Here is a 25189-nt window from a genome sequence, read left to right on the forward strand (position 1 = left end):
AGATGCACCCCCTGCACCAGGGTCTTCTGGCCGGCGAGCTCGATGCGCAGGGCGTTGGTCATGTTCCACTCCGCGGCCTTGGCCACGGCATAGGCGCTCGATCCGCCGGAGGCGAACCACGACAGCACCGACAGGATATTCACGATCGCCCCCCCGCCGTTCGACGCGAGAACCGGCGCGAACGCGCGGATCACGCCGAGGGTTCCGAACACGTGCGTGTCGAGCTCGAGCCGGATCGTGTCGAGGTCGCCGGTCAGGAGGTTCGCACGAGTCGCGACGCCGGCATTGTTGACGAGCAGGGTGACATCGGGGGCTGCGGCAGCCGCATCCGTCACCGACCGCGCATCGAGGAGGTCCAGGCGCAGCACCTCGACCCGCGGGTCGGACACCTCGATCAGCCCGGGGCGACGAGCCGTGGCGTAGACCTTCGCGGCCCCGCGCGCGAGCAGTTCGTCGACGAAGCGGCGGCCGATGCCGCGATTGGCTCCGGTGACCAGTGCGATCGAGTCGGTGACATCCATGGGGGTTCCCTTCGCTTCGGTGCGGACGCGGTCGCACCCGCTCTCTGGCGGTTACGCTAAGACCTCACGTTGACGTCAAAGGCAAATCGGGCGCGGCGACGGATGCCGGCGGCCGACGCGAACCGGAGGATGCACACCATGCGAATCGGGGAACTGGCCGGCAGGTCGAAGGTGAGCACGCGAGCGCTCCGCTACTACGAGGAGCAGGGCATCCTCAGATCCGAGCGCACGCCGAGCGGCCAGCGGATCTACGCGGATTCGGCGGTGGACCGAGTGCGGCTCATCCAGCACTTCTACGCCGCCGGGCTCGGCAGCCGCACGATCGCGACCATCCTGCCCTGCGTCGACGCCGGGCACGCGGAACCCGAGATGGTCGAGAGCCTGCGCGCCGAACGCGCTCGCATCACCACAAGCATCGCCGAACTCGAAGAGGCGGGGCGGAAGCTGGATCAGGTGATCGAGCTCGCCGTGCGCCCGGATCCGGAGCACTGCCCGTCATCGCGCGAGCAGCCGGCCGTCAGGGACACGGCATCGGTCTGACCGCGCGCAACGCGAGGCGGTTCGCACTGGGCTGCCGCTGACCTCGTTCTCGGTAACCCCGCTGCCTGCGGGCAGATCGATGAGCAGGAAGGAGACTTTGGTGGTTATGACGGCTTGAACTGGCCCCACTCGGACAGCTTGGGTTCTAAAGGTGGTCGCAACACCTGACCCCAAGGGGTGTTGCCATGACCAAGCCGTTTCGCCGGCCTAAGAAGCGTGGACCCACCTGGCTCCGCTGGTGATCTCGGAACCTCGATTGTCATCGCTCTGCTGATCGTGCCGCGCGCCTGGAGCCTGCTGTGCGAGGCCGCGGACATCCTGCTGGAGGCGGTTCCCAGGGGCGTCGACCTGGAGGAGGTCCGCAGGCACCTGCTGGAGACGCCGGGCGTCATCGACGTCCACGACCTGCACGCCTGGAGCATCACCTCAGGGCTTCCGGTCATGTCCGCCCACGTTGTGATGGAGGGTGGCGCCCCGGTGGACGGCTCCTTCGGTCAGGTGCTGGACCGGCTGCACGAGTGCCTGGCCGGTCACTTCGACGTCGAGCACTCCACGCTGCAACCGGAGCCCGCCGGTCACACCGATCACGAAGGCGCACGGCACCGCCGAGACGGTGAAGTACCCGCTCCTTATGGCTCTCATATCCGACATGATGTAGAACTTCTACGCCATGTAGAAACCAGAGAGCCTGATGAGTGACGACACGCGTGCAACGATCAAGGAACGACTTTCCACCCTGCAGGCCCAGCAACGCCGGGCTGAGCGCCTGCGCACGATCGCCGTCGCCGGCGCGGCGGTGGTGGCGATCGGCGCGGTGGTCACGGCGGCCACCGTGCTGATCCTCAAGGAACGCGCCCGAACGTCACTGGAGGCGGTGCAGACCGTCGCCATCCCCCAGCGCGAGCACACCAAGGATCCGGTGAAGTACCCGCAAAGCCCGCCGGTCGGCGGCAATCACGACCCCGCCTGGCAAAACTGCGGCCTCTACAGCCAGCCGCTGCGCGCCGAGAACGTGGTGCACTCCCAGGAGCACGGAGCGGTGTGGATCACCTATCGGCCCGATCTGCCCATGGAGCAGGTGGAGAAGTTGCTCGATCTGGCCCGGGGCCGCGACTACATCATCGTCTCGCCTTATCCGAATCTGTCGGCTCCGGTGGTGGCCAGCGCCTGGGCCAAGCAGTTGAAGCTGAAGGGGGTCGAGGACCCGCGGCTGCCGGCGTTCCTGCGTGCCCACGTCCAGGGCCCGGCCACTCCCGAGCCCGGCGCGTCCTGTTCTGGCGGCATCGGAGAGCCCTACACATGATCCGGCTCCCCTTCCGGCGCCGGCGGCACTTCGCCCTCGCCGCAGCGACGGTCCTGGTGATCGCGCTGATCGGCGCCGGCCTCGGCGTCCTGTATCCCCGGCCGCCTGCCGACGACTCGGTGGAGGCCGGTTTCGCCCGGGACATGCAGGCCCATCACGCCCAGGCCGTACGGATGTCGATGATCGTCCGAGATCGCAGCACGGATGCCGAGATCCGGATGCTCGCCTACGACATCGCGCTCAGCCAGCAGCAGCAGATCGGCCAGATGTACGCCTGGCTGCAGCTGTGGGACCTGCCCCAGGCATCCCTGGATGCGCCGATGGCCTGGATGCGCCGAGCACACCACTCCACGACCGGCACGACGCGGAGCATGACCTCCATGCCGGGAATGGCCACCGCCGCGCAGATCAAGCAGCTGGAACAAGCCGCCGGGCGCGAGGCCGACGTGCTGTTTCTTCGCCTGATGATCCCCCATCATCAAGGCGGCGTGCAGATGGCGCAGGCCGCGCTGAACGCCACCGGTCAGCCGCAGGTCCGGCGCCTGGCCATCTCCCTCGTGGCTGCCCAGAGCAGTGAGATCGACCTGATGAAGCGCATGCTCACCACCCTGGGCGCCGCCGATGTACTCCCGGCTGGCTGAAGGAGCGCTGGTCAACGGCGCCCTGCGACGAAGGATGCGAGCCTTTCACACCTCCGCGGCGTTGATCGGGCTGCACGACAGCGTGCGCGGCGGACGCGCTCTGGGAATCGGCCGCGGCCAGGACCACAGGATCACCGCGTGCCTGGAGCGCGCCGGCGCGGCGGCGGTCGACGTCATCGATCTGGGTGCCACAGATCGGCGCGCTCCTCTGGCCTCAGTGGAGGCCGGCTATGACATCGTGGGCGACTTCGCCGTCACCGCTGGCCGATCTCGCCGCGGCCACGGCCGGCGCCTTGGTCGCCGCCGTCCTGCTGCCTTCCGATAAGGCAATGCTGTCGCCAACGGCGCTGCCCTACATTCGAGCCGCCTCCTGGGCGGCGCTGAGCTGGGTGATCGCGACCGCGGTAGTCCTCCTGCTCACCTTGTCCGATGTTCTCGCGGTTCCGGCCGGCCGACTCCGGCGAGCGCCTCCACGACGGGCGGCGCCTTTCAAAGGCTTCCCGACGGTCCTCACTTCGCCGTTGACACCCCCACCTTCTACATCTGGTAGAAGATAAGCGGGCGCGTACCGCGCAAAACCTCCTCCAGGAGCAGGACATGACGACGAATCTGAAGATAACCCTCACCATCGCCGCCGTGATGGCGGCGATCATCGCGGCGTTCACCGTGTTCGGTGACTTCGGAACGCAATCCACCAGACCCGCAGCCGATGCGGCCGGCGCGCAGAGCGCTCCTGCCCAGCTGCTGGTGCGCGAGGACAGCCACAAACTGTCCACCGCGGCTGACGGCAAGGTCACGCTGGTGGAATTCCTCGACTTCGAGTGCGAAGCCTGCGGCGCGGCCTTCCCGCACATGGAGCGCATTCGCGCCGAGTACGACGGGCGCATCACCGTCGTGGTGCGCTACTTCCCGCTGCCGGGTCACCGCAACGGCGAACTCGCCGCACGAGTCGCCGAGGCCGCCGCCAAGCAGGGCAAGTTCGAGGCCATGCACGCCAAGCTGTTTCAGTCCCAAAAGCAGTGGGGCGAGGCCTCTGAATCCAAGGAGGCGTTCTTCACCGACCTGGCCCAGCAGGTGGGCCTGGACATGACCGCCTTCTCGACCGACCTCACCGCGCCCGCGACCGCCCAGCGGGTGAGGAAAGACCAGGACGACGGAACGGCCCTCGGCATCCAGGGCACCCCCACGATCTTCTTCAACGGCGCCCAGCTGACCGAGGCGCCCAGCTACGACAACCTCAAGGCCAAAATCGACGCGGCGCTCGCCTCGTGACCACCTCCGCCATCGACCAGCCCCCGATCACCGCTGAGGGCTCGTCCTCGTCCATCATCATCAGGGCGCTGCCGTTCGTGCTGACGATCGGTGGCGGCCTCGGCCTGCTGGCCGCGTTCTTGCTGATGATCGAACGTCTGCACCTGGCCGCCGATCCCACCTACGTTCCCACCTGCAGCATCAACCCGATCCTCAGCTGCGGATCGGTCATGAAGAGCGCCCAGGCCTCCGTCTTCGGCTTTCCCAACCCGCTGCTGGGCGTCGCGGCCTTCTGCGTCGTGACGACGGTGGGCGCGGTTCTGCTGGCCGGAGCCCGCCTGCGGCCCTGGTTCTGGTATGGCCTGCAGCTGGGCACCCTGGCCGGCGTCGTCTTCGTGCACTGGTTGATCGTCCAGAGCCTGTACGTGATCGGCGCCTTGTGCCCGTACTGCATGCTCGTATGGATCGCGACGATTCCCATCTTCTGGTACGTCACGCTCGCCAACCTGCACAGCGGCCGCATCGCCCTGCCGCGCGGCGCGCACCGGGCCGCCGCGGCGGCGGCCCGGTATCACACGAGCGTGCTCATGGTGTGGATGCTCGCCATCCTCGGCCTCGTCCTGCAGCGCTTCTGGTCCTACTGGATCACGCTGATCTGAGATCCGGTCACTGGCCCGGGCGGCGACGCCTGCTCATGACGACGCTGAATACCGCCATGACGACGATGAAGCCGACGACCACCCACAGGAACATCGACGGCCCGTCGCTCTCATTGGCCTGCGGGGTCACGGCCGGCTCCGCGGGCCGGGCGCTCAGCGCGGGAGAGCTCGGCGCGGGCGTGCCGGCGGTCTGCGAGCCACCCGCACTCGCACTCGGAGTTGAGGTGGGGGTCGAAGAGGCGATCACAGTGAACGGGATCTCGCCGGTGCGGGGATGGCCGTCGGAGGAGACCACCCGGAAACCGATCGTGTACCTACCCGCCGGAAGCGTCCCGGACAGCTGCTGGATGACCTTCTTGCCCCGCATGTCGGCCTCACCGGACTGGAATCGCTCGCCCGCGGCGTTCAACACCGCCACCTTCGGGAACTTCACCTCTCGTTCGAACTCCAACGTCACTTCGCTGACGTCGGAGACTTTGTTGTCCTTGGCCGGATCGCTGGACTTCAGCACGTCATGCGCCTGAACTGTCGTGATCGGCCACAGCGCCGCGATGAGAGCGACAAGAACGATCGCTGATCTGTGCAGGAACATGAAGTGGCTCCCTTTCGGTGGGGCGTGACCGCTTGCGCTGCGGCAGGCGCATGGGTGATCGATGTACTCGGGCAGCGCGCCTGCGCCGAAGACCTGCCGCTCGGCGTGCACCTCGTTGCGCATCAACCAGGTGAGCGTGGTGACGAAAACCCCCTGACCAGCGCGCGGACGCGATCTCGGGCATGAGGCGGCCTTTGAGGCGTCAGGCTGACCACATGGAACTTCTACATTATGTCGAAGATAGGTGCCGAGCGCCCCACCGGTAGGGCTCAATGGCCATGTCATCGAGACCCCGCAGCCTGGGCAGGCTCATGCCGGGGGCAGCAGCGATCACCGGCAGGGCTGCTCTCACCGGTGTCGGCGTCGTTCCCGGCGTGCCCGCTCCTGGGCCCGAAGCAACGACACCAGGTGCGGATCCAGCTCAATGTCGCCCTCCGGCGGGGGCGACCACCGCTCCACTGGCGACACCGGCGCATCCAGCACCGCCTGTGCCGACTCATCGGCCTGTTTCCACCGGGCCTTTTCGGCTTCCGCATCCCGCTCGGCGCGCTGACTCGCGGCGCGCTGCCGGGCGAGGATCACCTGTGCCGCCCTCGGCGATGCGGTGCCCAGGAAGAGTGGAATGTGGAGCGATCGAGAGCGGGGACGGGCGCTCGGGTGAGGCGCGAAGGCGCGAGGGAGCCGGGGCGGGACCGCTCACATCGGGGTCACCGCCACCACCGCCGCTCGACTGCGGCCACACGGGGGTGGACGGTGTTCACCAGCCCAGTTCGTCGCAGCCCAGGTGGTCGGCCGGTTCGACCTGCAAGGTGGCGTGAGCCACGTTGTGGCGCCGGCGCAGCAGGTCGCGGGCCTGGTCCAAGACGGCGTGGCTGTCGGCGCCGTCTGAGGTGACCAGGTGGGCGGTGGCCACGTTCATGCCGGAGGTCAACGTCCACAGGTGCAGGTCGTGGACGTCGCGCACGCCCTCGACGGCCACCAGATCACCGGCAACGGCGGAGGCGTCCATACCGGCCGGGACGTGCTGGCCCAGGACCGCGAACACCTGCCGTCCGAGCGAGATGGCGCGCACCGCGACGAAGACACCGATGGCCAGCGCGACCAGCGTGTCCCAGATCGGCTGGCCGGTCGCCGCGACCAGCCAGCCGGCGACGATGACGCCGACCGACCCGGCGGTGTCGGCCACCACCTCAAGGTAGGCGCCCTTGACGTTCAAGCTCTCAGCCGCGCCCGAACGCAGCAACAGCAACACGATCACATTGATGACCAGGCCGATGGCTCCCACGATGAGCATCGGCCCGGAGGAGACCTCGGCGCCGGCGCCGATCCGGCCCACCGCCTCGGCCACCACGTACACCGCCACGCCGAGCATCAGCAGCACGGCCAGCAGGGAGGCGAACACCTCCGCGCGGTAGGAGCCGTAGCTACGGCGCCCCGTGGTGTCGGGGCGGGTGGCGATCCGGGTGGCCACCAGCGCGGCGCCCAGCGTCACCACGTCGGCGGCCATGTGCCCGGCATCCGACAGCAACGCCAGCGAACCCGACATCAACCCATAGACCAGCTCGACCACGAAGTAGGAGCCGATCAGGGCGAAGGAGACCGCGAGTCGCCACCGGTGCCGGCCCCCGGCGTGCCCATGGCCGTGCCCGGTGCCCATCAGCGGGTTCCACCGCGTTCGGGGTGGATGGCCTGGGTGTGCTCGGTGTGGGCGAGCGCAAGGTCGAGCAGCATCCGCACGTGCGCGTCCTCCAGCCGGTAGAAGGCCATCCGACCGGCCCGGCGGGCCGTCACGATGCGGTGCGCCCGCAACAGCCGCAGTGCGTGCGAGACCGCCGACTCGCTCTGGCCGCTCACCGCGGCCAGGTCGCACACGCACATCTCGCCCTCCAGCAGGGCCAGCAGCAACCGCAGGCGGCCTGGATCGGCCAGCAACCCGAACACCTCCGCGGTGTCGGTCAGATCCTGCGCGGCGGGCATCCGCTCACGCACCGCCGCCACCCGGGGCGCGTCCACTATCCGGGCGGTACAGCCGTCAACGGCCACGAATCGCTCATCTGAATAACTATTCATATATAAAGGTTAGCGGCCGCCAGAGGCGGCCTGTCAACTGATACCCCGACTTTCTCGCTGCTTCGATGCTCAGGGCGCCGCCCGCCGCCCGGTGCCCCGATACGGCGTCCTGGTGCGGCAGACACCGGCCGCCAAAAGCGCGGTATCAGAGCACACTGAAGTTGGCCCGGTTGAGTGGGCAGGTCGGGATTTGCGGCTGTGCGGCAGCGTAGCGGGATTGCTGGGCGTGTCGGCGCTCGTATTCGGCGGGGCCGAGCATGCCTGGAGTCGAGTGACGCCGGCGGGGGCGTAGAACCCTTCGATCAAGCGGAGGTGACATCGGCACCTGTGAACTCCTCCCAGGACACATCGTCCCAAGCGATCAGGTGTCCACAAGACCGGGACAACATCACCACCCACCTGGCCACCCTGCGTGACGGCGGCGTGTTGGCCTCCCGCCGAAAGTGGAAGACCGTCTACCACCGGGCGGATGCGGGGCGGATCGGCCGCGCACCGAGCGACCTCCAGGTAAGCCTGCAGGCGTGCCGCCCGCCGGCGGAGTGTGCGCTGGATTCTCCCTGCGAATAGGCCCTCACCGTCGGCGAACGAGGCGCAGTGAGGCGATAGCCCGAGACGGCAGGAGCCGCCGGGCATCCGTACCTCACAACTTAGGCACCCATCTATATTGACAATCCTCAAATCAATGAGGCAGGCTGAGCATTACTTCGACAGACTTCTAATCAGTCGAGGGGTGGGTAGAGCTCGGTGGACCGGGGCTCACCTCCACCCCGGCACCCTTGACGATCAGCACGCGACTCACAGGAGAGACGATCATGAGCGATGGACAGCGCGACCCGGCGGCCGTGGAGATCGAGCCGTTCACGTCCGAGGGCGGCGAACTGCCCGTGGTGGTGATCGGTGCGGGCCCGGTTGGCCTGGCCGCCGCCGCCCACCTGGCCGAGCGCGGCCTGAACTTCCTCCTCTTGGAGGCCGGACAGCAGGTCGGGGCCTCGATCACCCAATGGGGGCACGTGCGCACCTTCAGCCCGTGGCGCTACAACGTCGACGCCGCAGCCCGGCGCCTGCTCCAGGCCGAAGGCTGGGCCGCGCCGGATCCCGAGTGGCTGCCGACCGGCGCCGAGCTGATCGACGACTACCTCGCCCCGCTGGCCAAGCACCCGGAGATCGCCCCCAACGTGCGCTTCGGTGCGGCGGTGACCGCGATCAGCCGCCTGGGCTATGACCGGGTCCGCTCCATCGGCCGCGAGCAGGTGCCGTTCCTGATCCGCCTGGCCGACGGCCGCGAGGTCCATGCCGGGGCGATCGTCGACGCCTCCGGCACCTGGACCACGCCCAACGTGCTGGGGGCCAATGGTCTTCCCGCCTACGGTGAAGCCGAGGCAGCGGCGCTCATCGACCACGCGCTGCCCGACGTGCTGGGCGCCGACCGCGAGAGGTACGAGGGCCGCCACACCCTCGTGGTCGGAGCCGGTCATTCGGCGGCCACCACTCTGCTGGCTCTGGCCCAGTTGCAGGACACCCCCGTCACCTGGGCAATCCGGGCGGGCAGCGCGGCACGTGCCTACGGTGGCGGCGAGGCCGACGCACTGCCCGCACGTGGCGCCCTCGGCACCCGCCTGCGCACCCTGGTCAAGGACGGACGCATCCAACTGCTGACCGGTTTCTTCACCCACTCCCTCACCAAGGCCGACGGCCAGGTGACGGTACTCAGCCGCGACCCCTCTGGCACCGAGCAGTCCATCACCGTCGAGCGCGTCGTGGTCGCCACCGGATACCGGCCCGACCACTCCATCGCCTCCGAGCTGCGCCTGGAGCTCGACCCCATCCTCGGCTCGCCCCGCGCGCTGGCCCCGCTGATCGACCCCAACCAGCACTCCTGCGGCACCGTCCCGGCCCACGGCGTCGACGAGCTGTCCCACCCCGAGACCGGCTACTACGCGGTGGGCGTCAAGAGCTACGGCCGCGCTCCCACCTTCCTGATGGCCACCGGATACGAGCAGGTCCGCTCCGTCGTCGCCGCGTTGGCCGGGGACTGGGAGGCCGCCCATGACGTGCAGCTGGACCTGCCCGAGACAGGCGTGTGCTCCTCCGGTCTGGCCGAGGCCCAGGAGCAGCGGGTCGGCCTGGCCACCGGCATCAGCGGCGGCCTGCTCGCCACCCCGCTCCCGCTGGCCACCGTCGGCGGCAGCGACGGTGGTGGCGGTTGCTGCGGCTGAACGCGCCGGCCATCGACCAGCACCGAAGCCGCAGACACAGGGAGCGTCAGATGTCTGAGGGATACCCCACCGCCGCCCAGAAGGAGGCCCTGCGCCTGATCTGTGAGCACGGGCCCATCGACACCCGCCGCCTGGGTGAGCACCTGGTGGCCGCCCGCCGGTCGAGCACCAACCCGGGCTACGCCCCGGCGATCGCCCGGACGGCCGGAACCCTGGCTTGGCGGCTGCAGGCTCAGGGGTTCATCGCCGAAGACCCCTGCAGTGCCCTGTGGATGACCACGGCGGATGGACGCCGGCTGATCGGCTGCGCCGGGACGCACGGGTGAGCTCCGCCGCTGAAGCCGCCGCTGAGGCCGCCGTCCCTGTCCCGGGGGGCGGCGGCCGGCCGCGCTTGGCCCAGGGGTGGCGCATCGTCGCCGCCCTGGCCGTGACGCAGACCATCGGCTACGGCGTGCTCTACTACGCCTTCTCCGTCTTCCTCACCCCCATGGCAGCCGACCTGCACGCCAGTGGCGCCCAGATCGCGGCCGCGCTGACCGGCTCGATCCTGATCGCCGCGCTGTGCGCTCCGCTGGTCGGCCGCCTGCTGGACGCCCGCGGCGGCCGGGGCCTGATGACCGCCGGGTCGATCATCGGCACGCTCGCCGTCCTGGCCTGGTCGCGGGTCGAGAACCTGCCCCAGCTGTACGCGGCCTTCGCCGCGATCGGCATCGCGTGCGCGATGGTGTTGTACGAAAGCGCCTTCGCCGTCATCGTCAGCTGGTTCGACGGCCCCACCCACGGCCACGGCCACGGCCGAGCCAACGCCCTGCTCGCGCTCACCGTCGTCGCCGGGTTCGCCTCCACCATCTTCCTGCCGCTGACCGGCCTGCTGGTCGACTCCTACGGCTGGCGCACCGCCCTGGTGGTCCTGGCCGTGATCTACGGAGTAGCGGCGATCCCGTTGCACGCGTTCGTCGTGCGCCGCCCCGCCCTCGCCGGACATCGGCCGGCCACGACCCACGAGCGGGCTCAGGTCGTCAAGACCGCCACCCGGGCGCGGCCGTTCTGGCTGCTGGTGATCGCCTTCACCGCCAACGGCGGCGCGGCAGCGGTGATGTCCGTCCTGCTCATCACCTACCTCATCCATCTGGGGCACTCCCCCGTCCTGGCCGCCACACTGGCCGGACTGCTGGGGGTTTTGTCGGTGACCGGCCGCCTGCTCACCACCGGCCTGCAACACCGCCTGCCCGCCGCCCTCATCGCCGCCGCGATCTTCGCCCTGCAGGGCGTCGCCGCCGCGCTGCTTCCGCCGGCCGGGCACACGGTGCCGGGCGCCATCGGCTGCGTGCTCGGATTTGGGCTTGGCTTCGGCATCGCCTCCATCACCCTGCCGCACCTGCTCCTGCAGCGCTACGGCAGCAGCGCTTATGCCTCGCTGTCAGGCCGCATCGCCGCCTTCTCCGTCGCCGACAAAGCCCTGGCGCCGCTGGGCGCGGTCGCGCTGGCCCAGGCGGTCGGCTACCAGTGGGTGATGGCAACCGTTGCGCTGGCCTGCGCGATCGCCGCGTTCGCGCTGGTCGCCTACCACCGCGTATGATTTAGACAAATGTCAAATTAAGGGGTTGCTGTATGACCGCCGCCACCACCCAGTGCTGTGCTCCGATCGCCCGCGAACCCATCTCACCAGCCGACGCGGCCGAACTCGCGGCGGCGCTCAAGGCGGTCGCCGACCCCGTCCGGTTGCGGCTGCTGTCGATGATCGGCTCCCACCCCGGCGGTGAGGCGTGCGTGTGTGACCTGACCGGCGCCTTCGACCTGAGCGCCCCCACCATCTCCCACCATCTCAAGACTCTGCGGCTGGCCGGGCTGATCGACAGTGAGCGGCGCGGCACCTGGGTCTACTACTGGATCGTCCCCTCGGCGGTGGCCCGGCTGAGCGCGCTGTTCACCCCGCTGGCCGAGCCCACGAACGCGTGAGCCCGACCGAGGCGACGGCACCATCGCCTTCGCCGCGGCGGATCGACGTACAGTTCACTGCCGGGCCGGATGATGCCCGCGCCAGCAGGCGGGGCCTCTCCGAGCGCGGCCGACACCGTCGCCTACCTGGCCGACTACGAGCAGCGCTACCGGTTACCGATCGTCCGCCCCGTGCGCGTACGGGGCGGACGGCGGGATGAGGACCATCTGACGGTCCAGGCCGACGCCGGTACCTGGCAGGCACGAATCGTGATCAGCGCGACCGGCACCTGGTGGCGGCCGTTCATCCCGCACTACCCGGGCATCGGCGACTTCGAGGGCCGGCAACTGCACACCGCCGGCCACACCGGACCCGAGCCCTTGCGCGGTGAGCGTGTGGTTATCGTGGGCGGCGCCAACTCCGCCGCACAGATCCTCGCCGAGGTCTCCACTGTCGCGAGCACCACCTAGGCCACCCTGCGCCCGCCTCGGCCACTTTGATCGGCGCCGCCCGCACCGCTAAAACCTGTGTCGCCGAAGTCCTGCAGCAGCTCGGGTCCTGACGCCCGCTCCTTGTGCTGAGATGCGGGGGCGCGATCGTTCACGGTGAGCGGCGTCCAAGCGCGGGGAGAACGCCACCTGGGCCGAGAGCACGTCTCACCATTTTGATTAGAAATCCTTCTAACTTGACATTCCTCTAATCAAAGTGGAACGCTGACCCTACTTAGATATCTGTCAAATCCAAGCGAGGTCGGTGTGGCGTAAGAGCGTGCGCCACCGACCCGAAAGGGGCACGCCATGGCAAGCGAGAGCACCGGTGGATTCATCGGGAACCTGCAGGAAGCCTTCACCCCGCCCGCAGCCGGAGGATGCTGTGGAGGCCCCGCTCCCAGCGCATCCAACGACGCCGTTTCCGTGGCCGTGTCGTGTTGCGGAGGTACGACCGAGGCCGAGCAGACCACCCAGACCGAGGGCTGCGGCCAGGCACCGGCCGCCGCCGGTAACACTTCCGGTGGATGCTGCGGATGAGCTCCCCGACCCCCGTCTCCCCGCCTGTGCCACCAGAGGCGGCCAAGGCCCCCGGCCTGGCGGCCGCCCTGGAACAGGTGAGCGCGCGGCGGATGCTCGACTGCGTCGCGGAGTTGGCCGCCGACCGCTACGCGGGCCGCCGGGTGGGCACCCCCGGCGGCCACGCCGCGGCCACCTGGCTCGCCGACCGGTTACGCACGCTGGGCGCCGATGTTCGGCTTGACCCGTTCGATGTCGCCGAAGTGCGAGAGCTGTATCGCACACCGGTGTTGCAGTGGAGCGCCGGCCGGGCAACCCGGCGGTTGGAGCATCGCCGCGATTTCGTCGAGCACCTGGCCTCGGCCGAACTGCCCGATCCGCGCTCGGCGCCGCTGGCGGACGCGGGCACGGCGGATCTTGGCGGGCGCTGGGTGCTGGCTCCGGCCAGCGAATGGGCGCAGACCTGCCGGCGCGCCGAAGCCGACGGCGCCCTCGGCGTGCTGACGGCCCGAAACACCGACGACGACGGGTGGATGCCCAAAATGATCGCCGGGCCCGCCCGGCATGCGGTGGCGGTCATCGGAGTACGCACCGACCTGCACCGGCAGCTGGCCGATGCCCTCGCCGGGGGGGAAGTGACCGTGACCGCGTCGGCACCGCTGCGCGCGGTCGGTGTTGGCGGTGTCAACGTTCACGGCCACCTGCCGATCGGGCCGGACGTGCCGGATGAGGGGGCAGGGGAAGGGACGGCGGGTGGGCCGCGGGTGCTGCTGACGGCGCACTTCGACGGAGTGGGCGACGACCCGGGCCGTCGCCTGCCCGCCGCGGCCGACAACGCCTCCGGGGTGGCCGCGATCCTGGAAGCCGCCCGTGTCCTCGCCACCACCTTGACCGTGCCGGTGGATCTGAGGGTGTCCTTCCTGGACGCCGAAGAGGTCGGCGCCTGGGGTTCGGCCCACCATGCCCCCGCTGTGGCGCCGGGCACCCAGGTCATCAACCTGGACGGGGCCGCGCAACTGCACCAGGCGGCCGCGGTCGAGGCGGGCGGCCCGGCCCATGCCCTGCTGGCCGTCTTGGACCAGGCCGGGCGCCGTATCGGGGTGGCACTGCGGGCCGGGGCGATGGCCTCGGACAACCGCCGCTACGCCGCGGCGGGGCTGGCCGCGATCGGCATCGGCATGGGCATGCCCGGCTACCAGCCCCCCGCCGAGACCCCCGACCGCGTCGAGCCGGCCACCCTGGTGGCCGCCGCCCGCCTGCTCATCTCCGCCGTCTGGCTGCTGGCCGGCACGCAGCGCCCCTGAGCGGGGCGCCTTGTCGGACCAGGACCCTCGGCGTGGGCCTGCGGTCCAGGCGTTCTGGGCCACGGGCCCGGCTCAGGCCGCCCAGGCCGGGTCACCGGGCGTCGAGATCGGCGATCAGGTTTTCGACACGGGCTCGGATCTCGTCGCGGATGCTCCTGACGGCCTCGATGTCCCGGCCGGAGGGGTCGTCGAGCTTCCAGTCCTCGTACCGCTTGCCGGGGAAGAACGGGCAGGTGTCCCCGCAGCCCATGGTGATGACCACATCGCAGACCCGCACGGCTTCGACGGTCAGCACCTTGGGCTGCTCAGCGGCGATGTCGATGCCGACCTCGGCCATCGCCCGCACCGCGACCGGATTGATCGTCTCTGCGGGCTGCGACCCGGCCGAGCGGACCTCGATCCGATCGCCTGCCAGATGGGTGAGCCAGCCGGCGGCCATCTGGGATCGGCCGGCGTTGTGCACGCAGACGAACAGGACCTGGGGCGTATCAGCTGTGTCAGGCATGGACTGATCCTTTTGATGCGGGGGCGGTGGAGAACAGGCGGCGGCCGGCCAGGCTGACGTAGACCAGGGCGACCAGGACGGGCACCTCGATCAGCGGGCCGACCACCCCGGCCAGGGCCTGGCCGGAGGTGACCCCGAAGACGCCGACCGCGACCGCGATGGCCAGCTCGAAGTTGTTGCCCGCCGCGGTGAAGGCGAGCGTCGTGGTGCGCTCGTAGGTCAGGCCGATCGCCCGGCCGGCCAGGAAGGAGCCACCCCACATGAGGGCGAAGTAGGCCAGCAGCGGTACCGCGATGCGCGCCACGTCTCCGGGTTGGGAAGTGATCGTGTCACCTTGCAGGGCGAACAGGATGACGATGGTGAACAGCAGCCCGTACAACGCGATCGGCCCTATCTTCGGCAGGAAGCGCTCCTCGTACCATTCGCGGCCCCGGGCACGCTCGCCCAGCCTGCGCGACAGGTAGCCCGCCACCAGCGGGATACCGAGGAAGATCAGCACGTACCAGGCGATGTCCCAGGCCGAGACCGCCAGCGCGGTGCCTTCGCCCAGGCCCAGCCAGCTGGGCAGCACCTGCAGGTAGAACCAGCCGAGCGCGGCGAAGGCCACCACCTGGAAGATCGAGTTGATCGCGACCAGCACGGCGGCGGCCTCACGGTCGCCGCAGGCCAGGTCGTTCCAGATCAGCACCATGGCGATGCAGCGGGCCAGGCCGACGATGATCAGGCCGGTGCGGTACTCGGGCAGGTCGGGCAGGAGCAGCCAGGCCAGCGCGAACATCAGCGCCGGGCCGAGGACCCAGTTCAGCACCAGCGAGGCGACGAGCAGCCGCCGGTCGCCGGTGACGGCGCCCAGGCGGTCGTAGCGGACCTTGGCCAACACCGGGTACATCATCAGCAGCAGACCCAGCGCGATCGGCAGCGAGATCTCACCGATCTTCACCGCCTCCAGCGCGGAGTTCAGACCGGGCACCAAGCGGCCGAGCAGCAGACCCGCGGCCATCGCCAGCCCGATCCACACCGGCAGGAGGCGATCCAGCGTCGACAGGGCGCCGATCACGCCCGGCTGCCCCACAGGGGCGGAGACCGAGGCTCGGGTGGATGGTGAGGACATGGATTTCCTTCCGTGGTCGCGCTCAGGCCGTGGCGGGAACGTTGATCAGGGCCGACAGCTCGGCCAGGGTCTCGGGGACCAGCCGGTAGTACACCCACGAGGCCCGGCGCTCGGAGACCAGCAGCCCGACCTCTTTCAGGACCTTCAGGTGGTGACTGATGGTCGGCTGTGACAGCTCGAAGGCGCCGGTCAGGTCGCACACGCACACCTCGCCGCCGGCATGGCTGGCCACGATCGACACGATGCGCAGCCGTACCGGATCTCCCAGTGCCTTGAACACCCGCGCCACGGCGGCGCCCTGCTCGGCGCTGAGCGGCTCGCGCGTCAGCGGCGAGCTGCACTCCAAAAGCTCCAGCGGCTCCATCGAACCCTCCCGTATAGAGATCCATCGAAGTCGACCAACATCTATATTGACATATGTCTATTAGGGCACGATACGGAGGTGCCGCCTTTCCGGGCGCCGGGCAGGTCGAGGATCGGCCGCACTTCCGCGACGCTCTTGCCGTCCGGGTCGGGCAACTCCCAGTCCAGGTAGCGCTTGCCGGGAAAGACCGGGCAGGCGTCCGGCCCATGGTGACCAGCACGTCGGCAGCGCGGACAATCTCCCCGGTCCATGACAGAAGCCGATATTGGCATATATCGATATCAGCAGAGACGAACAACTGGTGAACAGTCGATGTGATCTGGCCTGTCGCGGAGAAGGGCGAAGCAATCAGGGCACTGGACGGCCAGCAGCGACGACGCGCCGATCCTGGATGCACTCTTGGACGCCGGCGCCGACCTCGAAGCCGACGGGGCGATGATCGGTGGTGGTACGGCGATCTCGGACGCGCGCGCGTTCGCACAATGGAACGTCGCGCGCCGATTGATCGAACACGGTGCCCGCACGCTGCTCTGGGAAGCTGCCACGCTCAATCTGATGGACCGGATCGCCGACTATTTCGCCGCCGACCCGTCACCCACGGCCTGTGGTCAGCCTGCCACGGCGGCCAGTGCCAAGCGGCAGAGTTCTTCCTACGACGCGGCGGCGACGTTAACCGGGTCGGCCACGACCAGCCGCCCCCGCTGGATGCCGCCCACCGCACCGGCGCAGATGACCCGCTCACCTGGCTGCGTGACCACGGCGCCAAGTCGACCAGCGAACCCAGCTGACCTACGCCTGGTCCAGGGCGCGGCGCAGAGCGGCTACCGACGGCGCTCCCTCCAGGCGGCCATCCTCATCCCGATACATCCGGCACGACACGCTGGCCGGCACCCCCGGATCGGCGAACGGGTCGACACCGTCGATCAGCAGCGTCGGCGACCCGCGCATCCCCCACCGGGCCGCCTGCTCGTCGTCGTCGATCACTCGCCGCATCACCGATACCCACCGGCGATCGGCCAGCACCTCAGCCAGCCGCTCATCCAGCACCGACGCGTTCGGACAGTCCGGCACCACCAGCACCGTCAACTCCATCATCAGCCGCCCTTCGCAGCAGTGTAGTAATCCTGCGGAGTTCCTCTACGGGTACTTCGTCCCTGGTGCGACGTATCTTGACGGCGCCCCTGCCTCGAGCCCGATGACCGCGCTGCGCCGCTCCAGGAGGATCACGTCGCGCCACACGCCGTGGTGGTGGCCGACACGCTCGCGGGTACCGATGACGCGGAAGCCGAGCGCCTGGTGCAGAGACAGGCTGGGCGCGTTCTGCGGGAAGATTCCTGCCTGGATTGTCCAGATTCCGGCGTCCTGTGACCCGGCGATGAACGCGGCCAGCAGGGCCCGGCCGATGCCGCGGGCCTGGCAGTCGGGGTGGACGTAGAGGCTGTGCTCGACGACTCCGGCGTACACCGCCCTGGCCGAGACCGGTGAGGCGGCCACCCAGCCGACGACCTCACCTGTGTCGGTGTCGACGGCGACATAGCGCGGGTGCGTCAACTTACCCTCGGTGAAGCCCTCCCAGCTGGGTGCGAGCGTCTCGAAGCTGGCTTGGCCGCCCTCCAGCCCCGCCTGGTAGATGGCCAGCACCTGCTCGGCGTCGGTCTCACGCATCGGCCGGATCTCCAGCCCTGGCGAGATCGCGGGCTTGACGGCCTGGATGATGGCCGAGTGCACTCCGTCGCCGTGATCGGCCGTCAGCGTGATCGAGGTGGCCACGAACCCGGTCGCCGCCAGCAGGGCCCGGTATTCGACGATGGTGAGGGATCCGGCGATACAGCCCACCCGCTGCTCGGTGGCCACGCGTCGCTGCGCCTCGGCGGCTCCGCCGGTCGCACTGTCGGTGACGACGTCACTGATGCCCAGGCGGCCGCCGGGCCGCAGAACCCGGAAGGTCTCAGCCAGCACGGCCGCCTTGTCGCTGGAGAGGTTGATCACGCAGTTGGAGATGACGACGTCGACCGCGTGATCCGCCAGCGGGATCGCCTCGATCGTGCCGCACACGAACTCGGTGTTCGCCACACCCGCCTCCGCGGCGTTGCGCCGGGCGAGTTCCACCATGTCGGCGCTGGCGTCCAGGCCATAGGCCTTTCCGTACGGGCCGATGCGGCGCGCCGACAGCAACACATCGATGCCGCCCCCGGAGCCGAGGTCGAGCACGGTCTCGCCCGTGCGTAGCTCGGCGACGGCGACCGGGTTGCCGCAGCCGAGGCTGGCGCGCAGCGCGCCCTCGGGCAGTCCCGCGGTGTCGTCGTAGCCGGCCGCGCCGAAGCAGCCGTCGGCGAACGCATCGGGAGCGCAGTCCACGACGCTCTCACCGGCCAGCGCCGCGCGGGCCAGACCGGAGTAGCGCTCGACGACCTCCTCATGTGCCATGGCGTGCTCCTCGGTCGCAGGTGGAGGTGGCCGGGACAGGGTTGCCCATCACCACGTCGGCAGCGGTGGGAAAGCACCGCACGCACTCTTCGTTGATCCGGTACAGGCCGGAGGTGCCGTGCCGCTCCACCAGCACGAACCGCACCTCGGACAGGATCTTCAGGTGGTGCGACACCGTCGACTGGCCCACCCCGCAGGCGGCGACGATCTCGCTCACGGTCATCGGCTCGCGCCGCCGGGCCAGCAGCGACACGATCTGGATGCGGGTGCCGTCGGCCAGCGCCCTGAACCAGCTCGCGTACTCCTTGGCCGCCTCGCGCTCCAGCGGCTCCAGCTTCTCATTCATCGAAAATCGACGATAATCGATGAATGCCTGCCTGGCAACGAGGCCGACGCCGAGGTCCCGATGATGGCCCTCCGCTCCCGAACGCGTCCCCAGCCGCCAGGCAGGTCTGACGGCGCCATTGGGTTCGCGTGATGGGTGTCGGGATTAGAAGGTTTCTCGACAGGCATCCGACGAGCCTCTCGGCGGCCCGGAAAACCAGACAGCAGATGACAAAACATCGACCCGGATGGTCGTTCTCGGGGTTGAATTGACGACAGGATTTCCCGACAGATAGAAGGGGGTTTCGCCCCTTCCCGAGAAGTGCCGGTGCGGATCGTCCACTCCCGCTCGTCCACAGCTGAAGGGCGCTATCGAGGACGACCGCCCGCGCCGGACGGCGACCAGCGCGAAGAAGCGAGGACGGCCTTCCAAGAAGACGGCGCCTCAATCGCGGCCCTGGCCCGCGCCCACGGAGTGAGCCGGGCCGCCGTGCGGACCGCGTTGACCGGCCTGCTACCCGACCAGCCCAGCCTGATCGACTGAGACTTCCGCCCATTCAAGGGTCCGCGCCGTCAGCCAAGATCGCTATGGCCGCTTTCCGACGTATCTCGGTCGTCCCCCTTATATGAAACGCGCGGACGCCTGCGCCGATCCACCCCGCGGTGCTCTTCCGCCGTCTTCCGGTCGTCACTCGGAGGCCAACCCTCCTCGCAGGCCGACCCTGACGCCAGAGCACCACGGCAGATGCTGCTTCCAGCCTTCCGATGGTCAGTCGCTACTGGCCGTTCCGATCCTTCTCACGGGCCTTTTCGGTTGCTCAGGCGAAATCAGTTGGCGGGCTTGCCGAACCAGCGGGAGAGGTGGTCGTCCAGGTCCTGCTGATCGTCGCCGATCCAGGCGACGTGGCCGTCGGGGCGCAGCAGGACGCACGGGACATCCAGTTCCGCAGCGGGATCCGCGAGGTAATCGACCCTGCCTGACCAGCCGCCGACGGTCAGGCGTTCGGTGCGGTCCAGCAGCAGGCCACGGCCGCGATGCAGCAGACCGTAGAGGTGGCCCTGTTTCACGTCGATGTCGTGCAGGCGGCGGCCGAGCAGGCCGGGGCCCTCGCCGAAGTCGTAACGGATGCCGATCGCGGTGATCTTCTCGATCAGATAGCGGTTCACCTCGTCGAAGTCCATCAGTTCGGTGAGCAGCCTGCGCACGGCCTGCGGGCCCGGTTCGGTGGACAGCAGTTCCGTCTGGGCGCGGGTGTTGTCCAGCACGTCCTCGGCGACCGGATGACGTTCGGCCTGGTAGGTGTCCAGCAGTGTTTCCGGGGCCCAGCCGCGGATCTGTGCGGCCAGTTTCCAGCCGAGGTTGAATGCGTCCTGAACGCCCAGGTTGAGGCCCTGTCCGCCGATGGGTGGATGGACGTGTGCCGCATCGCCGGCCAGCAGCACCCGCCCGACCCGATAACGTTCGGCCAGCCGGGTGGCATCCCCGAAGCGGGACATCCAGCGCGGGGAGTGCACGCCGAAATCGCTTCCGGCGATGGTGCGCAACTGTTGTTTGAAATCCTCGAGGGTGGGCGGTTCCGCGCGGTCGCTGACTCCCGCGGCGGGGACTACGACGCTATAGACCCCTTCGCCGAAGGGCCGGAGCCAGAATCGCTGATGGGCCTCGCGGATTTCGGTCACCTTGGCGGCGATCTCCTCCTGCGGCACGCCCACTTCCATCTCGCCCATCAGCGTCTCGGTCCGTGAGGGCTCGCCGGGGAAGCCGACACCGAGCAGTTTACGCACCGTACTGCGCCCGCCGTCACAGCCGACGAGGTAGCGTGAACGCAGCTGTTCCCCGTCGGCCAGCTCGACGGTCACCCCCTCGTCGTCCTGCTCGAAGCCGGCGACCGCGCAACCGCGCCGGACCTGCGCACCCAGTTCGATCGCATGCTCTTCGAGCAGATATTCGATGACCGGCTGCGGGATGCCCAGCAGATAGGCGTACGCGGAATCCAGGCCCTTGGGCGCGGGTTTGGGGATGGCGGCGAAGAAACCGCCGGCCGGACGCTGTCTTCCATGCTGGAGAATGCGATCCAGCAGTCCGCGCATCGCCATCAGCTCGAGACTGCGAATATGCAGACCGACTATGCGGACGAACGACGCGGGCTCGGTTGCCTTCTCCAGAACGAGTACCCGCACATCGTGCAGCCGCAGTTCGGCGGCCAGCATCGCACCGGTCGGCCCGCACCCGGCAATGATCACATCGAAGACGAGGGGCGCGCGATCGGCGCCGGAGGCCGGCGACCAGAGAACTCCGGGGACGTCGCCCACCGTGGAGTCACGCCCGGCCCTGTCGTTCGACAGCGGCTCGGCGGTGACCTGCTGAGAGTGCATAGGTGCTGCCTTTCGGGAGTGCCTTGTTGGCGAGGCGCTCCCGGCGACACCTACGTCAATCGCCCGGCCGTGACGGAAAGGGGGAGCACCCACATCGATACAGCGTTCATGGGTCTCACCTCCTCGGGCGGTGTCACGGTCAACTGCAAGCTACAAGCCCGAGCATCATCCCGTCCAATCCTTTCCCGGCCACGTGATCACGATTCCAGACGGGCCCGTGCGGTTGCAGGGCGAATCCGGTGTGGCGGCCCGGCTGGTCCCGGTCGACGGTCTGATCCTGGCTGCCCCCGAGGCGGACCGGATCTCGGTAGGCGCTGCCCTGATGAGGTTCGCTCGTGGCCACTACGCGAACTGGTCGTAGGCGAGCTTGACGACCAGCGCGATGACGACGCACAGCAAGACGCCGAGCAAATCATCCCGCCCGCCCGGACGCGATGGCCGGGCGGTGGGGCATCGGGCCGTTCCCGACGCCCCAGGTGTTCACGACTGTGGCCTCGAGCTTGTGGCCGGGTCAGCGATCAGCGGGTTCCCACCACGTCAAATTGGCGGCCGCCTGGGCCACCGGCTCGATGATCTCCCACGCTTCGGCGATCAGCCCATTGTGCAACCGCCAGATATCGACCACCACGATTCCGGGCTCGGCGCCGGGCAGCCAACGGCGCGAGTGCATCATGACGCGATCACCGTCGGCCAGCACATGCTGGATCTCGACCGAGCCGTTTCCGGCGCTGGTCATCGATCGTCGTTGGAACATCGTGATGACCAATCGCGCCATCGAACCGTTCCTCGCAGACGTGGCCCCCGACCTGCTCCGGCCGCCGATCAACATGGTGCGGCTGGGGCTGGACCCGCGCGGGCTCGCTCCCCGGATCGTCAACCTGGCCGAGGTGCGTTCGCTGCTGCGTACCCGGATCACGCGGCAGCTTGCCGCGGTTCCCGACCCCGAGCTCACCGCGCTCTATGAGGAGCTGCTGGCGCCCGGCTTCGACGACGCGAGCCACCCGATCCGACGTTGAGGCCAGATCAGCAGGGTAGGGCCGGCCTGACCGCTCCACAGGCGCGGCATCCGCGGGCCGCCTGCTCGCCTAACGTGCCTTAACAACCTTCAAGCCGCTGACCAGCCAGTTCACTGATACAGTGACTCCGCCGGCGCGGAGATGATCAAGCCTTGGCGCCGACATGCTCTCACCGCACACTCACTCCCGGCCATCGGGTCACCCCTGAACCCCAGCTTGGTCCTTTCATGAACACTCCTTTCCGAGAAGAACTCGCCGAACAACCCGGCGGGCCGCTACCAGGGTCGGATTTCTTCTCAGGACTCGTTCTCACGTAAACAAGGGCAGGGCGAGTTATGGGAGAGGTTTGTGAGAGGATTCCGGGGGTGAGCAGCGAGCCGGACTCAGCCACCGCCGATGCCGACGAAGTCGAGCGCCACCTATGCCTGCGGTGCCGGGTCGAGCCGGGCTCTCCATGCCGGTCGCGCTCCGGTACGGTCGCCGGGACCTACCACACCGGCCGGTTCATGAAGGTGCCCCGGCTGGCGAAGCGGCTGCGGGTGCCGACGCCGGCCGATCGGGGACCGGGGCAGCTGTGGCGCCCGGGCAGCCCGCCGCCGGCGCCGATTCCTACGGACACCCCGGCCACCGACGTCAGGGTCGGCTACGCCCGCTGCTCGCACCTGACCCAGGAACTCCAGTCCCAGCTCGACGCCCTGGAAGCGCACGGCATCAGCCACGACAAGATCTTCGCCGAGAAGGTCTCCACCCGCGTCCGGGTGCGGCCAAAGTTCGAGGCCGCGCTGGAGATGTGCCGCCAGATCAAGGCCCACGCACCACACTGCCGCGTCATCCTCACCGTCTACGAGATGAAGCGGCTGGGCCGTGACTCCGCCGAGCTGACCGCGCTCGCCGACCACCTCACCGCCCACGGCATCGCCCTGGAAATGCTCGCCGGACCGCTGCCCGGCGTCTACGACCCCAGCGGAACCGGCCGCATCCTGTTCGCGTTCTTCGCCGCGATGGCCGAAACCGAACGCGAGAACATCCGCGAAGCCACCCTCGAAGGCCTGAATGCCGCCGCCCGCAAGGGCAACCACGGCGGACGCCCACCAGTCATCACCGACGACATGCTGCACACCGTGCTCCGACGTCGTGCCAACGGCGAGTCGGTGCAGGACATCCGAGGCGACTTGATCATCCCCACCGGCAAACGCAAGGGACAAAACCCGAGCCTGGCCAGCATCTACCGAGCACTCGCCGAGCACGACAGGCGCCAGCGGCACCCGGACACGATCGAACAGGCCCACACCACGTTCGCAGCCGATCAGGCGAACACCTGACCAACCGAAACGGCCATCACCGCCCGATTTTCGGCAAGTACTACGCCGCCCCCTCTGCGCGCGCCCGCGTAGAGGTGTCCGGAAACTCCCCCTCGGAGGGCTCTCCTGCCCTCAGATGCGCCTACGCGCGAATACGACAGCCCACTCGTTTGAACCTCCGGAGGAAGGACGAGTCCTCCTACCCCGTGGCGTAATGCGACCGGTTGTGCTCCTGCCCGGCGATCTGCGCCGCTTCGATCCGGTCGGCATCGGTGACCACGCTGCGCAGGGCGGGGCTCGCCAACACCAGAGAGACCAGCAGAAGCACACCGGAGGCGATCGGAACGTAGTACAGCTCCACACGACCCAGCAGCCCGGCCAGGAGTGCGGCCACCGGCCCGAAGCCCGTCGCCGACACCGCGACCATCGACATCACCCGGCCCATCTGGTGGCCCGGCACGATCAGCTGAATGGCCCCGAGCATGACGATGTTGGACGCGGTGATCGCGAAGCCCAGGACCACCCAGGCCGCGACGGCGATGTAGGCGTTGGGCGCCAGGCCGAAGCCGAGGAAGCACAACCCCGTGACGGTGAACAGCACCACTTCCAGGCGGAAGCGGCCGAGCCGGGCGACCATCCCTCCCGCGGCGGCGGCACCGAGGAGGGCACCGGCGGCCGACGAGCCGACGAACACCCCGTACAGGGAGGGCGGCACGCCGAAGTGGTCCCGGGCCAACAGCACCATGACCGCGCTCAACCCCATGAAGGAGGCGTTCAGCGCAACGCTGAAGAGCAGGATGGGCCCCAGGGAACTGCCGCGAAAGACGAAGGAGACGCCGTCGCGCAGGTCGGCCAGGGGTGAGGGGCGAACACCCGTCTTCATGTCCTCGCCGATGGTGTTCTTGGGCCTGCGCACGGCCATGGGCAGTCCCAGCAGCACCAGGGCGCCCAGCAGGTAGGCGGCGCTGTTGACCGCCAGGGGCAGGACGGCCGCCACGACGAACAGGAACCCGGCCAGGGGGCCGCCGGCGAAGTCCTGGGTGACGGTCTTGCCGCCTTCCAGCCGTCCGTTGGCGCGGTCGATGGTCCCGGCGGGTGCGATGTCGGGGAGCATCGCCCGTCCGGCGATGTCGTAGAACACTTCACAGGTCATGACGGTGAACATGACCGCGTACAGCACCCAGATGCCCGCGTGGCCGGTGGCGATGAGCGTGGCCAGAGCGATCAGGGCGCCCGCGCGGACCAGGTTGGCCGCCACCATGAGCCGACCTCGATCGACGCGGTCGGCGATCACCCCGGAGACCAGGCCGAACAGCAGCCAGGGCAGGAAGCGGGCCGCGAACAGCCCGGACACCATGAGCGGGTCGTTGGTGAGCAGCGCCGCCACCAGGGGCAGGGCGATGATCATCATGCCGTCGGCGAGGTTGCTGAACAGGCTCCCGATCCAGAACCGGTTGAAGTCCCGCCCGAGCCCGGGTGCGGTTTCGGGTTTCGCGGGTCCACTGGAGGTGTCCGGGGAAGTACTGGAGGGTTGTTCCTGCATGGGTGGACACCTTTCCGCGCGTGGGGACTCGCGCGAGCCCGGGGCCGGCCGCATCGGTGAAACGGTTGCTCGACCATTTCCTCCACCGTTTGCCTCGCCCTGAAACCCGGGCGCCCTGGCGCCGCCGCGGACCTGCCCGGTGGATCGTGCCCACGGCGGCCTCCCGAAACCATCGCAGC

At 69.0% G+C, this 25189-nt stretch carries 29 protein-coding genes and 2 pseudogenes; 16 read left to right on the top strand and 15 right to left on the bottom strand.

What is annotated here, in order from left to right:
• The coding region (locus tag ABT130_RS25325) for an SDR family NAD(P)-dependent oxidoreductase (protein WP_350959185.1) at positions 1-521 on the bottom strand (521 nt) is incomplete at its 3' end.
• 138 nt (positions 522-659) lie between these two features.
• On the opposite strand from ABT130_RS25325, the gene ABT130_RS25330 reads away from it, so the two are divergent.
• The 6 genes and pseudogenes from ABT130_RS25330 (at position 660) to ABT130_RS25355 (ending at position 4915) form a co-directional block, all read left to right on the top strand.
• Positions 660-1061 (top strand): MerR family transcriptional regulator, encoded by a 402-nt coding sequence (locus ABT130_RS25330; protein ID WP_350959188.1) that lies wholly within the window; start codon positions 660-662, stop codon positions 1059-1061.
• Positions 1062-1313: 252 nt separating this feature from the next.
• A pseudogene (locus ABT130_RS25335) lies at positions 1314-1664 on the top strand (cation diffusion facilitator family transporter); the annotation flags it as partial.
• Between the two features lie 88 nt (positions 1665-1752).
• Positions 1753-2364: a thioredoxin-like domain-containing protein gene (locus ABT130_RS25340; RefSeq protein ID WP_350959190.1), complete on the top strand. Its 612-nt coding sequence runs from the start codon at positions 1753-1755 to the stop codon at positions 2362-2364.
• Between the two features lie 56 nt (positions 2365-2420).
• Positions 2421-3005 carry a DUF305 domain-containing protein gene (locus ABT130_RS25345; RefSeq protein ID WP_350959192.1) on the top strand — a complete coding sequence of 195 codons (585 nt, stop codon included), beginning with the start codon at positions 2421-2423 and terminating at the stop codon, positions 3003-3005.
• A 597-nt stretch (positions 3006-3602) separates the two neighbouring features.
• Positions 3603-4277 carry a DsbA family protein gene (locus ABT130_RS25350; RefSeq protein WP_350959195.1) on the top strand — a complete coding sequence of 225 codons (675 nt, stop codon included), beginning with the start codon at positions 3603-3605 and terminating at the stop codon, positions 4275-4277.
• Positions 4274-4915, top strand: coding sequence for a vitamin K epoxide reductase family protein (locus ABT130_RS25355; RefSeq protein ID WP_350959198.1), 642 nt, complete (start codon positions 4274-4276; stop codon positions 4913-4915). Before ABT130_RS25350 ends, ABT130_RS25355 begins: the two co-directional genes overlap by 4 nt.
• A 7-nt stretch (positions 4916-4922) precedes the next feature.
• Here ABT130_RS25355 and ABT130_RS25360 read toward each other — a convergent pair whose 3' ends face one another.
• The 4 genes from ABT130_RS25360 to ABT130_RS25375 form a co-directional block, all read right to left on the bottom strand.
• Positions 4923-5630 carry a copper resistance CopC family protein gene (locus ABT130_RS25360; protein WP_350959323.1) on the bottom strand — a complete coding sequence of 236 codons (708 nt, stop codon included), beginning with the start codon at positions 5628-5630 and terminating at the stop codon, positions 4923-4925.
• Positions 5631-5855: 225 nt separating this feature from the next.
• Complete coding sequence (locus tag ABT130_RS25365; protein WP_350959201.1) at positions 5856-6089, bottom strand: hypothetical protein; 234 nt, start codon at positions 6087-6089, stop codon at positions 5856-5858.
• Between the two features lie 175 nt (positions 6090-6264).
• Positions 6265-7164: a cation diffusion facilitator family transporter gene (locus tag ABT130_RS25370; RefSeq protein ID WP_350959203.1), complete on the bottom strand. Its 900-nt coding sequence runs from the start codon at positions 7162-7164 to the stop codon at positions 6265-6267.
• On the bottom strand, positions 7164-7550 hold the full coding sequence (locus ABT130_RS25375; protein ID WP_350959206.1) for an ArsR/SmtB family transcription factor: 387 nt from the start codon (positions 7548-7550) through the stop codon (positions 7164-7166). The genes ABT130_RS25370 and ABT130_RS25375 overlap by 1 nt, the downstream gene beginning before the upstream one ends.
• Positions 7551-8389: 839 nt before the next feature.
• On the opposite strand from ABT130_RS25375, the gene ABT130_RS25380 reads away from it, so the two are divergent.
• The 6 genes from ABT130_RS25380 to ABT130_RS25405 all read left to right on the top strand — a co-directional run bounded on the left by ABT130_RS25380 (position 8390) and on the right by ABT130_RS25405 (position 14043).
• Positions 8390-9793: an FAD-dependent oxidoreductase gene (locus ABT130_RS25380; RefSeq protein WP_350959209.1), complete on the top strand. Its 1404-nt coding sequence runs from the start codon at positions 8390-8392 to the stop codon at positions 9791-9793.
• Positions 9794-9843: 50 nt separating this feature from the next.
• Positions 9844-10119, top strand: coding sequence for a hypothetical protein (locus ABT130_RS25385; RefSeq protein WP_350927112.1), 276 nt, complete (start codon positions 9844-9846; stop codon positions 10117-10119).
• Positions 10116-11372: an MFS transporter gene (locus ABT130_RS25390; RefSeq protein ID WP_350959212.1), complete on the top strand. Its 1257-nt coding sequence runs from the start codon at positions 10116-10118 to the stop codon at positions 11370-11372. The genes ABT130_RS25385 and ABT130_RS25390 overlap by 4 nt, the downstream gene beginning before the upstream one ends.
• A 32-nt stretch (positions 11373-11404) precedes the next feature.
• Positions 11405-11752, top strand: coding sequence for an ArsR/SmtB family transcription factor (locus ABT130_RS25395; protein ID WP_350927108.1), 348 nt, complete (start codon positions 11405-11407; stop codon positions 11750-11752).
• Between the two features lie 69 nt (positions 11753-11821).
• Positions 11822-12202, top strand: coding sequence for an NAD(P)-binding domain-containing protein (locus ABT130_RS25400; RefSeq protein ID WP_350959215.1), 381 nt, complete (start codon positions 11822-11824; stop codon positions 12200-12202).
• 554 nt (positions 12203-12756) lie between these two features.
• Positions 12757-14043 (top strand): M28 family peptidase, encoded by a 1287-nt coding sequence (locus ABT130_RS25405; protein WP_350959218.1) that lies wholly within the window; start codon positions 12757-12759, stop codon positions 14041-14043.
• Positions 14044-14134: 91 nt separating this feature from the next.
• Here ABT130_RS25405 and ABT130_RS25410 read toward each other — a convergent pair whose 3' ends face one another.
• The 7 genes and pseudogenes from ABT130_RS25410 to ABT130_RS25440 form a co-directional block, all read right to left on the bottom strand.
• Positions 14135-14548 (bottom strand): arsenate reductase ArsC, encoded by a 414-nt coding sequence (locus ABT130_RS25410; RefSeq protein WP_350927101.1) that lies wholly within the window; start codon positions 14546-14548, stop codon positions 14135-14137.
• Complete coding sequence (gene arsB / locus ABT130_RS25415) at positions 14541-15659, bottom strand: ACR3 family arsenite efflux transporter (RefSeq protein ID WP_350959221.1); 1119 nt, start codon at positions 15657-15659, stop codon at positions 14541-14543. The genes ABT130_RS25410 and arsB overlap by 8 nt, the downstream gene beginning before the upstream one ends.
• A gap of 22 nt (positions 15660-15681) precedes the next feature.
• Complete coding sequence (locus ABT130_RS25420; protein ID WP_350959224.1) at positions 15682-16023, bottom strand: ArsR/SmtB family transcription factor; 342 nt, start codon at positions 16021-16023, stop codon at positions 15682-15684.
• A gap of 41 nt (positions 16024-16064) precedes the next feature.
• A pseudogene (locus tag ABT130_RS25425) lies at positions 16065-16270 on the bottom strand (hypothetical protein); the annotation flags it as partial.
• A gap of 542 nt (positions 16271-16812) precedes the next feature.
• Complete coding sequence (locus ABT130_RS25430) at positions 16813-17118, bottom strand: thioredoxin family protein (protein ID WP_350959226.1); 306 nt, start codon at positions 17116-17118, stop codon at positions 16813-16815.
• A gap of 42 nt (positions 17119-17160) precedes the next feature.
• Positions 17161-18450, bottom strand: coding sequence for a GNAT family N-acetyltransferase (locus ABT130_RS25435; RefSeq protein WP_350959229.1), 1290 nt, complete (start codon positions 18448-18450; stop codon positions 17161-17163).
• Entirely contained in the window at positions 18440-18796 is a 357-nt protein-coding gene (locus ABT130_RS25440) for an ArsR/SmtB family transcription factor (RefSeq protein ID WP_350959232.1), read from the bottom strand. The genes ABT130_RS25435 and ABT130_RS25440 overlap by 11 nt, the downstream gene beginning before the upstream one ends.
• A 306-nt stretch (positions 18797-19102) precedes the next feature.
• On the opposite strand from ABT130_RS25440, the gene ABT130_RS25445 reads away from it, so the two are divergent.
• Positions 19103-19318, top strand: a complete 216-nt coding sequence (locus ABT130_RS25445; RefSeq protein WP_350959235.1) for a hypothetical protein — start codon at positions 19103-19105, stop codon at positions 19316-19318.
• A 284-nt stretch (positions 19319-19602) separates the two neighbouring features.
• Here ABT130_RS25445 and rox read toward each other — a convergent pair whose 3' ends face one another.
• Positions 19603-21150, bottom strand: a complete 1548-nt coding sequence (gene rox, locus ABT130_RS25450; protein WP_350959238.1) for a rifampin monooxygenase — start codon at positions 21148-21150, stop codon at positions 19603-19605.
• 193 nt (positions 21151-21343) lie between these two features.
• Between rox and ABT130_RS25455 the strand changes: the two genes are divergently transcribed.
• Positions 21344-21511: a hypothetical protein gene (locus ABT130_RS25455; protein WP_350959241.1), complete on the top strand. Its 168-nt coding sequence runs from the start codon at positions 21344-21346 to the stop codon at positions 21509-21511.
• Positions 21512-21661: 150 nt separating this feature from the next.
• On the opposite strand, the gene ABT130_RS25460 is transcribed toward ABT130_RS25455, so the two are convergent.
• On the bottom strand, positions 21662-21925 hold the full coding sequence (locus ABT130_RS25460; protein ID WP_350927085.1) for a nuclear transport factor 2 family protein: 264 nt from the start codon (positions 21923-21925) through the stop codon (positions 21662-21664).
• On the opposite strand from ABT130_RS25460, the gene ABT130_RS25465 reads away from it, so the two are divergent.
• Positions 21909-22166 carry an MmyB family transcriptional regulator gene (locus tag ABT130_RS25465; protein WP_350959243.1) on the top strand — a complete coding sequence of 86 codons (258 nt, stop codon included), beginning with the start codon at positions 21909-21911 and terminating at the stop codon, positions 22164-22166. The genes ABT130_RS25460 and ABT130_RS25465 overlap by 17 nt on opposite strands.
• A gap of 365 nt (positions 22167-22531) precedes the next feature.
• On the top strand, positions 22532-23488 hold the full coding sequence (locus tag ABT130_RS25470; protein WP_350959246.1) for a recombinase family protein: 957 nt from the start codon (positions 22532-22534) through the stop codon (positions 23486-23488).
• Between the two features lie 178 nt (positions 23489-23666).
• On the opposite strand, the gene ABT130_RS25475 is transcribed toward ABT130_RS25470, so the two are convergent.
• Positions 23667-25010, bottom strand: coding sequence for an MFS transporter (locus ABT130_RS25475; protein WP_350959248.1), 1344 nt, complete (start codon positions 25008-25010; stop codon positions 23667-23669).
• Positions 25011-25189: the final 179 nt, after the last annotated feature.

It is taken from the genome of Streptosporangium sp. NPDC001681, assembly GCF_040298085.1.
Lineage (GTDB): Bacteria > Actinomycetota > Actinomycetes > Streptosporangiales > Streptosporangiaceae > Streptosporangium.

Coding starts and splice junctions, on each gene's coding strand:
- ABT130_RS25330 (WP_350959188.1), top strand. CDS start 660: ATGCGAATCGGGGAACTGGCCGGCAGGTCGAAGGTGAGCACGCGAGCG.
- ABT130_RS25340 (WP_350959190.1), top strand. CDS start 1,753: ATGAGTGACGACACGCGTGCAACGATCAAGGAACGACTTTCCACCCTG.
- ABT130_RS25350 (WP_350959195.1), top strand. CDS start 3,603: ATGACGACGAATCTGAAGATAACCCTCACCATCGCCGCCGTGATGGCG.
- ABT130_RS25360 (WP_350959323.1), bottom strand. CDS start 5,630: ATGCGCAACGAGGTGCACGCCGAGCGGCAGGTCTTCGGCGCAGGCGCG.
- ABT130_RS25370 (WP_350959203.1), bottom strand. CDS start 7,164: ATGGGCACCGGGCACGGCCATGGGCACGCCGGGGGCCGGCACCGGTGG.
- ABT130_RS25380 (WP_350959209.1), top strand. CDS start 8,390: ATGAGCGATGGACAGCGCGACCCGGCGGCCGTGGAGATCGAGCCGTTC.
- ABT130_RS25385 (WP_350927112.1), top strand. CDS start 9,844: ATGTCTGAGGGATACCCCACCGCCGCCCAGAAGGAGGCCCTGCGCCTG.
- ABT130_RS25395 (WP_350927108.1), top strand. CDS start 11,405: ATGACCGCCGCCACCACCCAGTGCTGTGCTCCGATCGCCCGCGAACCC.
- ABT130_RS25400 (WP_350959215.1), top strand. CDS start 11,822: ATGATGCCCGCGCCAGCAGGCGGGGCCTCTCCGAGCGCGGCCGACACC.
- ABT130_RS25405 (WP_350959218.1), top strand. CDS start 12,757: ATGAGCTCCCCGACCCCCGTCTCCCCGCCTGTGCCACCAGAGGCGGCC.
- ABT130_RS25410 (WP_350927101.1), bottom strand. CDS start 14,548: ATGCCTGACACAGCTGATACGCCCCAGGTCCTGTTCGTCTGCGTGCAC.
- arsB (WP_350959221.1), bottom strand. CDS start 15,659: ATGTCCTCACCATCCACCCGAGCCTCGGTCTCCGCCCCTGTGGGGCAG.
- ABT130_RS25420 (WP_350959224.1), bottom strand. CDS start 16,023: ATGGAGCCGCTGGAGCTTTTGGAGTGCAGCTCGCCGCTGACGCGCGAG.
- ABT130_RS25430 (WP_350959226.1), bottom strand. CDS start 17,118: ATGATGGAGTTGACGGTGCTGGTGGTGCCGGACTGTCCGAACGCGTCG.
- ABT130_RS25435 (WP_350959229.1), bottom strand. CDS start 18,450: ATGGCACATGAGGAGGTCGTCGAGCGCTACTCCGGTCTGGCCCGCGCG.
- ABT130_RS25440 (WP_350959232.1), bottom strand. CDS start 18,796: ATGAATGAGAAGCTGGAGCCGCTGGAGCGCGAGGCGGCCAAGGAGTAC.
- rox (WP_350959238.1), bottom strand. CDS start 21,150: ATGCACTCTCAGCAGGTCACCGCCGAGCCGCTGTCGAACGACAGGGCC.
- ABT130_RS25465 (WP_350959243.1), top strand. CDS start 21,909: ATGACCAATCGCGCCATCGAACCGTTCCTCGCAGACGTGGCCCCCGAC.
- ABT130_RS25460 (WP_350927085.1), bottom strand. CDS start 21,925: ATGGCGCGATTGGTCATCACGATGTTCCAACGACGATCGATGACCAGC.
- ABT130_RS25475 (WP_350959248.1), bottom strand. CDS start 25,010: ATGCAGGAACAACCCTCCAGTACTTCCCCGGACACCTCCAGTGGACCC.